Source organism: Bacillus sp. Cr_A10 (assembly GCF_029222665.1).
Taxonomy (GTDB): domain Bacteria; phylum Bacillota; class Bacilli; order Bacillales_A; family Planococcaceae; genus Psychrobacillus.
Genome location: NZ_JARHXR010000002.1, coordinates 45,559 through 60,037 on the forward strand (window position 1 = coordinate 45,559; position 14,479 = coordinate 60,037).

Genomic DNA, 14,479 nt, shown 5'->3' on the forward strand with positions numbered 1-14,479 from the left:
CTTCATTTAAATGTAGGTATTAACCGATAGAACCTTCCATTTCGAACTTGATTAAACGGTTCATCTCAACCGCATATTCCATTGGAAGTTCTTTTGTAAATGGTTCGATGAAGCCCATTACGATCATTTCTGTTGCTTCTTCTTCACTTAATCCACGACTCATCAAGTAGAACAATTGCTCTTCAGAAACTTTCGAAACTTTCGCTTCATGTTCAAGAGAAATATTATCATTCAGGATTTCATTGTATGGAATTGTATCTGAAGTAGATTGGTTATCCATGATCAATGTATCACATTCAATGTTAGAACGAGCACCAGTTGCTTTGCGACCAAAATGAACTTGTCCACGATACGTTACTTTCCCGCCTTGTTTCGAAATAGATTTTGAAACAATTGTAGAAGAGGTATTCGGAGCCAAGTGAAGCATTTTAGCACCAGCGTCTTGATGTTGACCTTTACCAGCAATTGCAATAGAAAGAGTCAAACCACGTGCGCCTTCTCCTTTTAGGATAACAGCTGGGTATTTCATTGTTAACTTAGAACCGATATTTCCATCAATCCATTCCATTGTAGCGTTAGCTTCACAAACTGCACGTTTAGTAACTAAGTTGTAAACGTTGTTTGCCCAGTTTTGGATTGTTGTATAACGGCAATAAGCATCTTTTTTGATAATAATTTCAACAACCGCACTATGAAGTGAGTTTGTTGTATAAACAGGAGCTGTACATCCTTCTACGTAGTGAACAGATGCACCTTCATCTACAATTATAAGCGTACGTTCGAATTGCCCCATATTTTCAGAGTTAATACGGAAGTATGCTTGTAGAGGAGTATCCACTTTAACGCCTGGTGGTACATAGATAAATGATCCACCTGACCAAACTGCAGAGTTCAGGGCAGAAAATTTGTTGTCCGTTGAAGGAATTACAGTTCCCCAGTATTTTTTAAAGATGTCTTCATTTTCACGAAGAGCAGAGTCTGTATCTTTAAATACAATACCTAAATCCTCTAGCTCTTCCTTCATGTTATGGTAAACAACCTCTGATTCATACTGTGCAGAAACACCTGCAAGGTACTTTTGTTCTGCTTCTGGAATACCAAGTTTATCAAATGTTGCTTTGATTTCCTCTGGTACTTCATCCCATGATTTTTGAGTTGCTTCAGATGGTTTTACATAGTAAGTAATTTCATCGAAGTTTAAAGATCCTAAATCTCCACCCCATTGAGGCATTGGTTTAGAATAAAAGATTTCTAACGCTTTCAAACGATAATCTAACATCCATTGTGGTTCATTTTTCATACGAGATATTTCTTCTACAATATCCTTCGTTAAACCACGTTTTGAACGGAAAATGGATACGTCTTTATCGTGGAAACCATATTTGTAATCACCAATTTCAGGCATTTGTTTTGCCATCGTATTTCCTCCGTTCTCCAATTATTATTTTTCTTCAGAAACGCCTTTCTCCATAGCCTTCCATGCAAGTGTTGCACATTTAATACGCGCAGGAAACTTAGATACACCATGTAATGCTTCAATATCATCCAAGTCAATGGAATCATCATAGTCTTTTCCTAGCATCATCTCTGAAAAAGTAGTAGAAAGTTTTAAGGCTTCTTCGACTTTTTTCCCTTTTACTGCTTGTGTCATCATGGAAGCAGAAGCCATTGAAATAGAACAACCTTCCCCATCAAACTTTGCGTTTTGGATAATTCCATCTTCCACTTGAAGTGTCAGATGAATGCGATCTCCACAAGTTGGGTTATTCATGTCAATTGTAAGAGCACCTTCCTCGATACTTCCTTTATTACGAGGATTTTTATAATGGTCCATTATTACTCGACGATATAATTGATCTAAATTAGAAGACATCGTTAAAATACTCCTTTGCAGTGCGCAATCCAGCAACTAAACGGTCAATATCTTCTTCTGTGTTATAAAGATAAAAACTTGCTCTTGCAGTAGCCGTACATTGTAACCATTTCATCAATGGTTGTGCACAATGATGACCTGCACGAACAGCAATACCGCTCATATCAAGTACGGTTGCAACATCATGTGGATGCACATCATCTAAGTTGAATGTTACAATTCCAGCTCGCTTAGACGGATCGTTTGGTCCATAAATAGTCAAGCCTTCTATTGTAAGCATTTTATCCATGGCGTAAGAGGCAAGTTCATGCTCGTGTTTTTCAATCTCATCTAGCCCTATTTCCTCAAGGAAATCAATCGCAGCTGCTAGACCAATCGCTCCAGCAATGATCGGTGTTCCACCTTCGAATTTCCAAGGTAGCTCTTTCCATGTAGACTCGTATAGTCCTACAAAGTCAATCATTTCTCCACCAAATTCAACAGGTTCCATTTTTTCAAGTAATTCCTGCTTACCATAAAGTACCCCGATACCTGTCGGACCACACATTTTATGACCTGAAAATGCAAGAAAATCACAATCCAAATTTTGAACATCTAGCTTTAAATGTGGAGCGGCTTGAGCACCGTCTACGACCATTATAGCACCATGTTCATGTGCTATTTCAGTAATTTCTTTTATTGGATTCATCGTACCTAAAACGTTCGAAACGTATACGATGGATACGATTTTTGTTTTATCTGTGATAGTAGCACGGACATTTTCTAATGATAATGTTCCATCTGCTTCTAAATCGATGTATTTTAATGATGCCCCTGTATCTTTAGCAAGTTGTTGCCAAGGAATAATATTTGAATGGTGTTCCATATGCGTGATGACAATTTCATCGCCCTCTTTCACATTTGCTAAGCCATAGCTTCTAGCAACTGTGTTAATAGATGTTGTTGTACCACGAGTAAATATTATTTCTTTTGTAGATTTAGCATTAATGAAATTTCGAACTTTTTCTCGTGCACCTTCGTAACTTTCTGTGGCACGATTCCCTAATGTATGCACACCACGGTGAACATTTGAGTTTTCGTATTCATAATACTTTTTAATCGCTTCAATAACTTGCACTGGCTTCTGTGAAGTGGCACCACTGTCTAGATAGACAAGTGGATGACCATTGATTTCTTGATTTAATATGGGAAAATAGCTTCGAATCTCTTTGCTGAGCATTAGCGAACTTTCCTTTCAATAACCTCCGTCAGCTGTTTCTTTACGCCTTCGATAGGTAATTCATTTACTACTGGAGCAAGGAATCCATGAATAACTAGACGCTCTGCTTCGTGTTTAGAAATACCACGGCTCATTAAATAGTACAACTGAAGTGGGTCTACTCGGCCAACAGAAGCTGCGTGACCTGCTGTTACATCATCTTCGTCGATCAATAGAATTGGGTTGGCATCTCCACGTGCTTTTTCACTTAACATGAGTACACGAGATTCTTGAACTGCATTGGATTTTGTAGCACCATATTCAATTTTCCCAATTCCATTAAAAATAGATGATGCCTCATCTTTCATAACACCGTGTTTTAAGATATGTCCATCCGAATGTTTTCCCCAATGAATAACTTTTGTTGTGAAGTTTTGTTTTTGTTTCCCACGACCTACAACAACCATTTTAACACGACCTTGCGAGTTATCCCCAACTAAATGAGTTACGCTCTCGGAAATCGTATCGCCATCATTCATCATACCTAGTGCCCATTCAAGAACAGCATCACGGCTAGTGACACCACGACGGTTTACATACGTAGTGAATCCTTCTGCAAGAACATCCACTGTACCAAAAGTTACTTTTGCATTATCCTTTGCAATAACTTCTGAAACAATGTTAGCTAAGCCATTTGTATGTTCAACAGTCGATAGATAATTTTCTACGTAAGTGACAACACTATTTTCATCTGCAACTAATAACGTATGGTTGAAAAGAGATGCTGTATTATTATCGTGTAAATAAATTACTTGAATCGGTTCTTCTACCACAACATTTTTAGGTACGTATACGAATACTCCACCATTTAAAAGTGCTGCATGTAGTGCTGTGAGTTTATGCTCATTTACTTTTACGCCATCTGTCATAAAATACTTTTGAACTAGGTCGGCATTTTCACGGATTGCTGTAAAAATGTCTGTTAAAATAACACCTTTTTCTTTTAGTTCATCCGATAATGAAACAAAAGCTGGCGTATTATTATGTTGAATATAAATATTTTTTTGCTCTTCTGTATTAACAAGTACTTTCACTTCTTCCGGTAATTCATCTAAAGAAGTGAAAACATTGCTCTCTACAGTATGTGTAGGGAATTCAATGAAATTCCAGTTATCGATTTTTGTTTTATCTGGCTTTGGCATTGGAAGTGATTCAAGCTCACCAAAAGCTGTTAGACGAATATCTGTCATCCAGCTTGGCTCTTGTTTACTTTCTGAAAAGGAGCGGATATCCTGCTCGGTTAATGCCAATTTTGTTTCAACCGTCATGCTGATTCGTCCCCTTTCTTATGCTTCTTGTCCAACTGTCTCGTCTTCAATTCCTAACTCTTCTTTAATCCAGTCATATCCTTGTGCTTCAAGTTTTTGTGCAAGCTCAGGACCACCAGATTTAACTACACGACCTTGCATCATAACGTGTACATGGTCAGGAGTAATGTAGTTAAGAAGACGTTGGTAGTGAGTGATCACTAGACTTCCGAAACCTTCTCCACGCATCTCGTTAATTCCTTTTGAAACAACTTTAAGTGCATCGATATCTAGACCAGAGTCAATCTCATCTAAGATAGCAAATTTTGGTTTTAACATCATTAATTGAAGAATTTCATTACGTTTTTTCTCCCCACCAGAGAATCCTTCATTTAAATAACGTTGAGCCATATCTAAATCCATTTCTAAAAATTCCATTTTGCTGTCCAATTCACGAATGAATTTCATTAATGAAATTTCATCGCCTTCTTCACGACGTGAATTGATAGCAGAACGTAAGAAATCGGCATTAGTTACTCCAGTAATTTCACTTGGATATTGCATAGCTAAAAACAAACCAGCTTGAGCACGTTCGTCTACTTCCATTTCTAATACATCTTCCCCGTCCAATTCAATTGAACCTGAAGTTACTTCATATTTAGGATGGCCCATAATAGCAGATGCTAAAGTAGACTTACCAGTACCGTTTGGACCCATAACTGCGTGAATTTCGTTTGTATTAATAGTTAAATTAACACCCTTTAATATCTCTTTACCGTCTATAGCAACGTGTAAATCCTTAATTACTAAAGTTGACATGTAATAACCTCCATTAAGTAACTTCGAATGGTTTACCATTCTAATTTATTATCATTCTAATCTTAACCCAAAGTCTATTGCCATGCAAATCTTTTGAAATACTTTCTTTTTAGGTTTATAAAACTATTGTATTTCTTGTATTTTACTTTCTTATCTATGCAAATTCATACAAAGTACTATTCTATGCTAATTTTCAATAAGCTGTTCCAAATGAGAATGGATTTCACTATGAATATAGTGTTTAACCAAAAAATCCATGGAGAATAAGTTTCTCCATGGATTTTTATTATCTTTTATTAACCTCGAAAAGATTGAGCATCAATTTTCGCGACTAGTTGGACACTTTTCTCATGATCTCGCTGTCTACGTTGTTCAACCATCAGTCGTAAATCCTGACTATTTCGTAATTCGGTATATCCGAAACCGTGAACTCCTCTAAACGCGTGGTCCATTTGTTCTGTGTAGGGCAACTCTTCTAAATTGATAATGAATCATTCCTTTCGATTTTTTAAAACTTACAATACTTACATACCCATGATAACACACCTTCAAACATTTTTTTCTTCAGAAAACTTATTTACTATTATTGCCAGTTCTCCATCACAAGGATATATACGGTCACAAAACGCTTCTATCCGGTCAGAAATAACTTTTCATATTTACTAATAATTTCTCTACAATAAAAAAAGCAGACACTTAAAGTGCCTGCTACGTTCTAAATTATTTTACTGGAACTACAGATCCGCCCCACTCTTCAACGATGAAATCTTGGATTTCTTTAGAGTGTAAAACGTCTACTAGAGCTTTGATTTCTTTTTTATCTTCATCGCCAGCTTTAACTGCAATGATGTTTACATATGGTGATTCAGAGTCTTCAATAGCAATAGAATCTTCCATCGGGTTAAGTCCAGCGTCTAATGCATAGTTTGAATTGATTAGTACTGCATCGCCTTCTTCATTTTCATACAGTTGCACTAATAATGCAGCTTCATAGTTAGCGTCAAATTCAAGATTTTTTGGATTCTCTACAATATCCGTTAATTCAGCTGCTGTTTTATCAACACCTTCAGCTAATTTGATTAAACCTTGAGCCTCTAACATTGCTAATACACGACCATGGTCTGCAACAGAGTTACTCATTAAGATCGTTGCACCTTCTGGTAATTCTTCAATAGAACCATATTTTTTAGAATATAAACCGATTGGCTCAATATGGATTCCACCTGCATTTTCAAAATCGTATCCAAATTCTTCTTTTTGTCCTTCAAAATAAGGGATGTGTTGGAAGAAGTTAGCATCCAAGTCTCCTGAATCTAAATCTTGGTTTGGTAAAACATAGTCTTGGTAAGTTTCGATAGTAAGTTCAATACCTTGTTCTTCTAATAATGGTTTAGCTTGTTCTAATATCTCAGCATGAGGAACGTTTGAAGCTCCTACTACTAATTTACTGCTTTCTTCTTCTCCACCACAAGCAGCTAGTGTTAATGCACTAACGGATAATAATGCTCCTGCTAAAAACTTTTTCATCTAATTTCTCTCCTTCTCTAATTCCCCAATTTTATATGTGATCGAGTTATCTCGTTAACACCAGTTATCTCTTGTCTATCTTTGTTGTTATCGCGTCGCCAATCCATTGAATAATAAATACTACAATGAGTATTAAAATGGTTGCAACAAGCGTTACATCTTCTCTACTGCGTTGGAACCCATCTAAGAATGCTAACGTACCTAAGCCGCCTGCACCAATAATTCCCGCCATTGCCGTATATCCAACTAGTGATATACAAGTAACTGTAATACCAGAGACTAATGCTGGCATCGATTCTGGTAATAAAACCTTCCATATAATAGTAGAAGTTTTAGCCCCCATCGATTTAGCTGCTTCAAGCACACCTTTATCTATTTCTCTTAATCCAATTAAAACCATTCGTGCATAAAATGGAGCAGCTCCAATAACAAGAGCTGGAAACGCAGCATTTGGTCCACGAATAGTACCTAAAAGTAATTTCGTAAATGGAATAAGCAATATGATTAAAATAATAAATGGTATCGATCGAAAGATATTAGTAAATGCTCCCGTCAACCAATTTGTTAGTTTATTGGCCCATGCTTGATGCGGACTTGTTAAAAACAAAAGTAATCCTAGTGCAAGACCAAATACAAATGTTAATAAAGTAGAAACTGCAGTCATATAAAGAGTTTCCATTGTCGCTTCCCACATTTTTGGCCAATCAACATTTGGAAATAAAGTATTAATCATTGTTGATCACCTCTGTGTGTACTTTTTGTTCGTGAATAAATAGAATTGCTTTATCGATTGCCGATGCATCACCGTCAATCTGAAGAATCAATGTTCCATAAGCTCCACTTTTCGTATGTGTAATATTTCCTTGAACTATATTCAATTCCAAATCAAATTGTTTAATGAGTCTAGATAGAATTGGCTGTTCCGTTTGGTCTCCAACAAAAACCAGCTTGATGAGTTTGCCATTTGGATATAGTTCTTGTAAATTTTGAATCGTCTGCTGAGATTGATTATTTTCAGAAACTTGCGTAACAAATCTCTTTGTTATGGGCTGTTGGGGATTTTGGAAAACTTCCAGCACGTCCCCTTCCTCTACCACATGTCCGTTCTCCATTACTGCTACTCGATTACAAATCTTTTGAATAACCTGCATTTCATGCGTAATTAGTACAATGGTCAAACCTAATCTTTCGTTAATACTAATCAGTAAATCTAATATGGAATCCGTTGTTTCTGGGTCAAGTGCAGATGTAGCTTCATCACAAAGCAACACTTCTGGGCGGTTTGCTAATGCTCGAGCAATTCCTACCCGTTGCTTTTGGCCACCGGATAATTGAGAAGGATAATAATCTCCTCGGCCTTCTAAACCTACTAACTCAATCAATTCTTTTACACGAGTAGCTCTTTGTTCTTTAGGTACTCCTGCGATTTCCAAAGGAAAAGCTATGTTTTCTGCAACAGTTCTTGACCACAAAAGATTGAAATGCTGAAAAATCATGCTTACTTTATGTCTTACTTGTCGAAGCTTACCTTCTGAAATTGATGTAATTTCTTTATCATTTACAACAATTTGCCCTGAAGTCGGCTTTTCTAATCCATTCAACAATCTGATTAAAGTACTTTTTCCTGCACCACTATATCCAATAATTCCAAAAATCTCACCTTGCTTAATTGTAAGATTTACATTATCAACAGCTACAATGGTACCTTGCTTCGTACTAAACTTTTTTGAAATATCTTTCAAGCTAATCACGTAAATCTTCCCTCCTGTATAGATAGTACTATTACTATCAAAAAACCCCTTCTGCAAAAGAGCAGAAGGGGTGTATGTTATCATTCAAAATAACAGTCATCCATTCTCTCATTTTCCAAAGCATTTTTTACGCTTTGAGTGATTTGGCACCATTTCATTTACATGACGGTTGCTGGGTTTCATCGGGCACTTCCCTCCACCTCTCTTAATAAGAGCGACACTATTCAATTGTTATCAATAAATCGAATTCTATCATGATAATTCGGTGTCGTCAACACTTTTTATAACATCTAAAAGATAAGGAATTGATTGGAAAGCATAAACCTTTTTATAAACAATTCCTTCTTTTGCAATTAAAAGACATGGCACACTTTCAATTTCATAATCCATCGCTAAATCTTTCATATAATTTATATTTGCCTGTCCAACTGGAAACTGTACAATTTCTTTAAGTACCTTCATCATTTTAGAGGCAACTTGGCATGTCCCACACATTGGGGTGTAAATATATAAAAGAGAAAGACTAGGAGCATTTTTAGCTTGCTCCCATTCCTCTCGAGACCATTCATTCACAAACATCATCCTATGTTAAAAATTCTTTTTTCACCTTAATCTTAGCACGTTGTAAGATAGAAGCCAAAACATCAAGCGGGGTATTTGCAACTTCACCATATACAGGATTCGTATATAGATGAATTGCTTCTGGATATACCTTTCTAACTACCGATCGTATTTGTTCTCCTGATTTATCGGAGTCTAAAAAAGCATATATGGGCAATTCTTCTAAAGGACTTAAGATTTCTTCTAATTTAACATTAGAAATAGTGCCATTCGTACAAACAATTTCAGTTGCTTCAGCAAGAATGGTTAAAAGTTTCAGTTTATCTGATCTACCTTCTACAAGAATTACTTTTTCACTAAATACCTTAGCCATTAGCTTCTCTCCCAGCACATTATATATACTAGTATATGAAAAAGCGCCAGTAAATAACCGGCGCCTTTTTAAATCCATTATTCTTGAATTAACTCTTCGTATTGTTCTGCAGATAATAGTGCATCCACTTCTGCTACGTCAGAAGGCTCAACTACGATCATCCATGCATTTTCATACGGAGATTCGTTTACATATTCAGGGCTGTCTTCTAAATCAGCGTTTACTTCTACTACTTTACCGCTGATCGGAGCATATAGTTCAGAAACAGTTTTAACTGATTCTACACTTCCGAAAGGATCTCCAGCTTTAATATCGTCTCCTACTTGTGGAAGCTCGACAAACACGATATCCCCAAGTTCTGATTGTGCAAAATGTGTAATTCCAATACGTACTTTACCGTCTTCTGTTTTTACCCATTCATGCTCTTCTGAGTATTTTAATTCTTTAGGTGTGCTCATGTTATACCCCTCTCAAAAAAATATACATTCCTCTATAATATTCACACATTTCAATTGTAAAAACAAGCAACTTTATACGCTTTTCCAAATATGTTCAAACTCTTCTTCTTTAAAACCTAGCGTCAAATGCTCTCCATCATATACAATTGGTCGCTTAATAAGCATTCCATCTGAAACGAGCGTTTCGATTTGTTCTTTTTCTGTCATATTTGGAAGCTTGTCCTTCAATTGCATTTCTCGATATTTAGTACCACTTGTATTAAAGAGCTTCTTTATATCTGTATTTGTATTTACTAATATTTCTTTTATCATTTCTTTTGATGGTGGGTTTTCCACTATATGATTATCCTCAAATTCCACTTGATGATCTTTCAGCCACTTGCTTGCCTTTCTACACGTGCTACATTTGGGATAACCAAAAAATTGAATCGTCATTAAAATCACCTTTTTCTTCTTATCATATACAATACTATTGCACAAAAGCAATGTTCTTGTGTAACGAAAAGAATCCAGTTTTACAACTAATGTTAGCATTTTTCCAACTAAACGTCTGTTTATTCCAACTAAAGCTTTAGTATTTCCAACTAAACAGAAAAACGTGTTCGTCAAGTGAAATGCCAACCACTCGGACGTGCGCTTGCCGCACGCTACGCATGAGCCACCGCAGGATGAGTCGTTCGTTTCACTCACTCCCACATCCTTATGCGGAGTCTCATTCTTCGCGCTCATGCGGCGTGTAAGGCGCACATCCTGATGACCCCTGCGGATATAGTTTCGTATTCATTTCTTCAAAATATGGAGAAATAAAATCACGTTTTGAAACTTTATACAGATACATGCGGTCAGTACAAATGCATAATTCAAGGATGGCATTATCTGTATTAATAAATAACAACAGTAATATTTAACAAAGCAAACAAAAAAAGCCGTTACTTAGTTCGGCTCAGACTGTAGACAAACTTAATTTTTCATATATGAAAAGATCAGTTTTCCGAGCCATAACGCTCGCCTTCCCACAGAAGTCGAGCGGATGCTTCTCCAAACCCAAAAATTGAGTAGTGTACATTTGGTACCCAATTTGTCCACCAATCGAACTTGGTAAGGTTATAAGAGTACTATTCTCGTTAATAATAGATAAAGACAGTTGGAACGAGCTATTTCAACTGACCTTCAGCTTAACGTCAAAAGTATTTTAAAAAACGGTTATGAATAATGATAAATTTTCCTAAAGAAATTGCTTTTTCCGATTTAAAGTAAACATAGCAGATATCTATAGGGAATTGGTTTTAAGGCAAGGATCACCACGAAGACTCCTGTGGGACAGCTTGAGCAGAAGACCCCGCAGTTGAGGGGAAGGCAATCTAAGTTCGCCGCATCCTGCGGCAACGATTGCATGACCAACATCTTGTTGGCCTAGGAGGCTGAAGCCAAGCCCACGGAAAGCGAAGTGGTGGTCCTTGCCGAATTTATTATACAACTCTATGCACCAAAAATTAGGTTTGTCTACAGTCTAAAAGGCAGTTGGAATAAGCTATTCCAACTGCCTTTTGTCTTCAATTAGAGCCAGTCTTTTTGAGATTAGACTCTTTCATTTAATTAAACAACAAATTTTTCAGCCTCAATTAACTTAACAGAAGCTTCACGTTTCTTAGCAATCACATTATAAGGAGTATAGCGAGTTAGTTTACGAAGTGCAGATATCATCATTCGTAAGTTATCTCCCTCAACAGATGCAATTAGTGTTTCTTTTGCTGCTTTTTCGATTTCATCAAATGCTTCCTGGCAGAAGATTTGTGTATAAAGTAATTTTTGATTTGATTTTTCTACTCCAACACGGTCGATTGCTTTTTCCGTACGAAGTACCGCTGATTCCATTGCAAATATATTGTTAGCAATGTTTGCAATATTAACTAAGACTTCTTGCTCAGCTTCAAGTTTTGTACCAAAGCGTTGAGCAGCAAGACCTGCAGCTAGTAAACCAATTTTCTTCGCATTTGCTACCAATACTTTTTCTTGTGCTAGTGGCGCATCACTCACTTCTTCTGGCATCATCATGAGTAACTCTTCTTGTAAACTTTGTGCTTTTTGAAGTAGCGGAAGCTCACCTTTCATCGCTTTCTTCAAGAATGTACCAGGAACGATTAGTCGGTTAATTTCATTTGTACCCTCGAAAATACGGTTAATACGAGAGTCACGATAAATACGCTCTACTTCGTATTCTTGCATAAAGCCATATCCACCATGTAACTGAACAGCTTCATCAACGATATAATCGAGAACTTCTGAACCTACTACTTTATTAATAGAACATTCGATGGCATATTCCGCGATAGAAGCAGCAATCGCTTTCCCATCTTTTTGTTCTGCTTCACTTAATTGCCCCATACGTTCTTCAAAGTAACCAACAGTTCTGTATATCAAACTTTCTGTTGCATACAACTTAGAAGCCATTGTAGCAAGTTTTTGCTTTGTTAAATTAAAGGAAGAAATAGGTGTTTTGAATTGCTGACGTTGATTGGTATAAGAAATTGCAAGCTCTAAAGCACGTTTAGATCCACCAACTGTACCTACCCCTAATTTGTAACGACCGATATTTAAAATATTGAATGCAATTACATGCCCGCGTCCAATTTCACCAAGTAAGTTTTCTACAGGCACCTCTGCATCTTGTAAAATAAGAGTACGAGTAGACGAAGATTTAATACCCATTTTCTTTTCTTCTGCTCCCACTGAAACGCCTGGGAAAGTTTTTTCTACGATAAATGCTGTGAATTTGTCTCCATCCACTTTCGCATAAACAACAAATACATCTGCAAAACCAGCATTCGTAATCCATTGTTTTTCACCATTTAAAATATAGTGAGTTCCTTCTGCATTCAATTTCGCAGTAGTTTTTGCTCCTAAAGCATCAGAACCTGAACCTGGCTCAGTCAGTGCATAAGCGGAGATTTTGTCTCCAGATGCAGAGTTTGGTAGATACTTTTGCTTTTGCTCTTCATTACCAAATAAAACGATTGGTAATGTCCCAATTCCAACATGTGCTCCGTGGGTGATGGAGAAACCACCTGCAACCGAAATCTTTTCTGCAATTAATGCAGAAGAAATCTTATCTAATCCTAATCCGCCATATTCTTCTGGAATATCAGCAGCAAGTAACCCTAAATCACCTGCTTCTTTCAATAATCGTACAGAATGCTCGAATTCATGGTGTTCAAGATTTTCTACAACTGGTAACACTTGATTTTTTACATATTCTTCAGCTGTTTTTGCAATCATTTTTTGTTCATCGGTAAAGTCCTCTGGTGTAAATACTCGACTTGCCTCTAAATCTTCTACTAAAAAGCCTCCGCCTTTAATCACATCTTTAACTTCTGTCATGTTAAATCTCCCCTTTTGTTTGATAAGTTGATAGCTTATAAAAGTTCAAATACTCCAGCTGCTCCCATTCCCCCACCGATACACATAGTAACGACTCCGAACTGCTTTCCTTGACGTCTTAGTTCACTCATCATTTTTAAAGTCAAAATTGTACCAGTAGCCCCAAGCGGATGTCCGAGTGCAATTGCTCCACCATTCACATTCACTTTATCTATGTCGATTCCTAAATGACGAACTACTTGAAGCGATTGAGAAGCAAATGCTTCATTAATTTCCCAAATATCAATATCCTCAACAGATAAACCCGCTAGCTTTAATGCTTTTGGCACTGCTACAATTGGTCCGATTCCCATTACTTCTGGTGAAACACCGCCAACTGCGAATGAACGGAATTTCGCAAGAGGTTTTAGCCCTTGTGCTTCTGCCACTTCACGGTCCATAACTAGAACTGCACCCGCACCATCAGATGTTTGAGAAGCATTTCCTGCTGTAACAGAACCACGAACATTAAATGCTGGACGTAATTTTGCAAGTGTTTCAACCGTTGTTCCTTCTCTAACACCTTCATCCATTTCAAATAAAAACTTTTTCATTTGAGCTTTATTGTTTTCATCAATATAATGCTTAACTACTTCGACAGGAACGATATCATCATTAAATTTACCAGCTGCAATTGCAGCTGCTGCACGTTCATGTGAACGTACTGCAAAAGCATCTTGATCTTCACGACTCACGCCATATTTGTTTGCTACTTGCTCAGCAGTGTGACCCATTCCCATATAATATTGTGGAGCTGTTTCTGCTAAATGTGCATTTGGACGAATCGTATTTCCCATCATTGGAACCATGCTCATCGACTCTACCCCTCCGGCAATAATTGCTTCAGAGTGACCTAGCATGATACGTTCTGCTGCATAAGCAATGGATTGTAAACCAGACGAACAGAACCGATTTACTGTAATAGCCGGTGTTGTATCTGGAAGACCTGCTAGTGCACCAATATTTCTTGCAACATTCATTCCTTGTTCTGCTTCAGGCATTGCACAGCCTAAAATTAAATCATCTATTGGACCATCATATCCGCCTGCTCTATTCAATGTTTCATTCACAACTAAAGCTCCAAAATCATCTGGACGAACAGTTGCTAATGACCCTTTTTTCGCTTTTCCGACGGGTGTTCTTGCACCTGCTACGATAACTGCTTCACGCATGAGTTCTCCTCCTTTTACCTAAC

15 protein-coding genes and 1 riboswitch are annotated in these 14,479 nt (G+C 37.1%); all 15 genes read right to left on the minus strand.

Going from position 1 to position 14,479, the window contains the following annotated elements:
• Nucleotides 1-19: 19 nt before the first annotated feature.
• On the minus strand, nucleotides 20-1,417 hold the full coding sequence (gene sufB, locus P2Q73_RS00980; RefSeq protein ID WP_053588495.1) for a Fe-S cluster assembly protein SufB: 1,398 nt from the start codon (nucleotides 1,415-1,417) through the stop codon (nucleotides 20-22).
• Nucleotides 1,418-1,441: 24 nt separating this feature from the next.
• The gene (gene sufU, locus P2Q73_RS00985; protein ID WP_053588494.1) at nucleotides 1,442-1,873 is read right to left on the minus strand and encodes a Fe-S cluster assembly sulfur transfer protein SufU; all 432 of its coding nucleotides are present in this window, start codon (nucleotides 1,871-1,873) and stop codon (nucleotides 1,442-1,444) included.
• Nucleotides 1,863-3,092 carry a cysteine desulfurase gene (locus tag P2Q73_RS00990; protein ID WP_275782928.1) on the minus strand — a complete coding sequence of 410 codons (1,230 nt, stop codon included), beginning with the start codon at nucleotides 3,090-3,092 and terminating at the stop codon, nucleotides 1,863-1,865. Before P2Q73_RS00990 ends, sufU begins: the two co-directional genes overlap by 11 nt.
• Entirely contained in the window at nucleotides 3,092-4,399 is a 1,308-nt protein-coding gene (gene sufD / locus P2Q73_RS00995; protein ID WP_053588492.1) for a Fe-S cluster assembly protein SufD, read from the minus strand. Before sufD ends, P2Q73_RS00990 begins: the two co-directional genes overlap by 1 nt.
• Before the next feature lie 18 nt (nucleotides 4,400-4,417).
• Entirely contained in the window at nucleotides 4,418-5,197 is a 780-nt protein-coding gene (gene sufC, locus P2Q73_RS01000) for a Fe-S cluster assembly ATPase SufC (protein WP_053588491.1), read from the minus strand.
• A gap of 296 nt (nucleotides 5,198-5,493) precedes the next feature.
• Nucleotides 5,494-5,649: a YuzK family famiily protein gene (locus tag P2Q73_RS20360; RefSeq protein ID WP_172794405.1), complete on the minus strand. Its 156-nt coding sequence runs from the start codon at nucleotides 5,647-5,649 to the stop codon at nucleotides 5,494-5,496.
• Between the two features lie 268 nt (nucleotides 5,650-5,917).
• Nucleotides 5,918-6,724: a MetQ/NlpA family ABC transporter substrate-binding protein gene (locus P2Q73_RS01005; RefSeq protein WP_275782933.1), complete on the minus strand. Its 807-nt coding sequence runs from the start codon at nucleotides 6,722-6,724 to the stop codon at nucleotides 5,918-5,920.
• Between the two features lie 64 nt (nucleotides 6,725-6,788).
• A complete protein-coding gene (locus P2Q73_RS01010; protein ID WP_053588489.1) occupies nucleotides 6,789-7,457 on the minus strand; it encodes a methionine ABC transporter permease in 669 nt (222 codons plus the stop codon).
• On the minus strand, nucleotides 7,450-8,475 hold the full coding sequence (locus P2Q73_RS01015) for a methionine ABC transporter ATP-binding protein (RefSeq protein ID WP_056832757.1): 1,026 nt from the start codon (nucleotides 8,473-8,475) through the stop codon (nucleotides 7,450-7,452). The genes P2Q73_RS01010 and P2Q73_RS01015 overlap by 8 nt, the downstream gene beginning before the upstream one ends.
• Before the next feature lie 105 nt (nucleotides 8,476-8,580).
• Nucleotides 8,581-8,690: riboswitch (SAM riboswitch) on the minus strand.
• Nucleotides 8,691-8,727: 37 nt separating this feature from the next.
• Entirely contained in the window at nucleotides 8,728-9,048 is a 321-nt protein-coding gene (locus P2Q73_RS01020; protein WP_053592052.1) for a thioredoxin family protein, read from the minus strand.
• Between the two features lie 10 nt (nucleotides 9,049-9,058).
• Nucleotides 9,059-9,409 carry a toprim domain-containing protein gene (locus P2Q73_RS01025; protein WP_056832755.1) on the minus strand — a complete coding sequence of 117 codons (351 nt, stop codon included), beginning with the start codon at nucleotides 9,407-9,409 and terminating at the stop codon, nucleotides 9,059-9,061.
• 77 nt (nucleotides 9,410-9,486) lie between these two features.
• Nucleotides 9,487-9,867 carry a glycine cleavage system protein GcvH gene (gene gcvH, locus P2Q73_RS01030; protein ID WP_053588486.1) on the minus strand — a complete coding sequence of 127 codons (381 nt, stop codon included), beginning with the start codon at nucleotides 9,865-9,867 and terminating at the stop codon, nucleotides 9,487-9,489.
• Nucleotides 9,868-9,939: 72 nt separating this feature from the next.
• Nucleotides 9,940-10,302 (minus strand): arsenate reductase family protein, encoded by a 363-nt coding sequence (locus tag P2Q73_RS01035; protein ID WP_275783447.1) that lies wholly within the window; start codon nucleotides 10,300-10,302, stop codon nucleotides 9,940-9,942.
• A 1,161-nt stretch (nucleotides 10,303-11,463) separates the two neighbouring features.
• Nucleotides 11,464-13,245 carry an acyl-CoA dehydrogenase family protein gene (locus tag P2Q73_RS01040; protein WP_275782942.1) on the minus strand — a complete coding sequence of 594 codons (1,782 nt, stop codon included), beginning with the start codon at nucleotides 13,243-13,245 and terminating at the stop codon, nucleotides 11,464-11,466.
• A gap of 35 nt (nucleotides 13,246-13,280) precedes the next feature.
• Nucleotides 13,281-14,456, minus strand: coding sequence for an acetyl-CoA C-acetyltransferase (locus P2Q73_RS01045; protein ID WP_275782945.1), 1,176 nt, complete (start codon nucleotides 14,454-14,456; stop codon nucleotides 13,281-13,283).
• Nucleotides 14,457-14,479 lie beyond the last annotated feature (23 nt).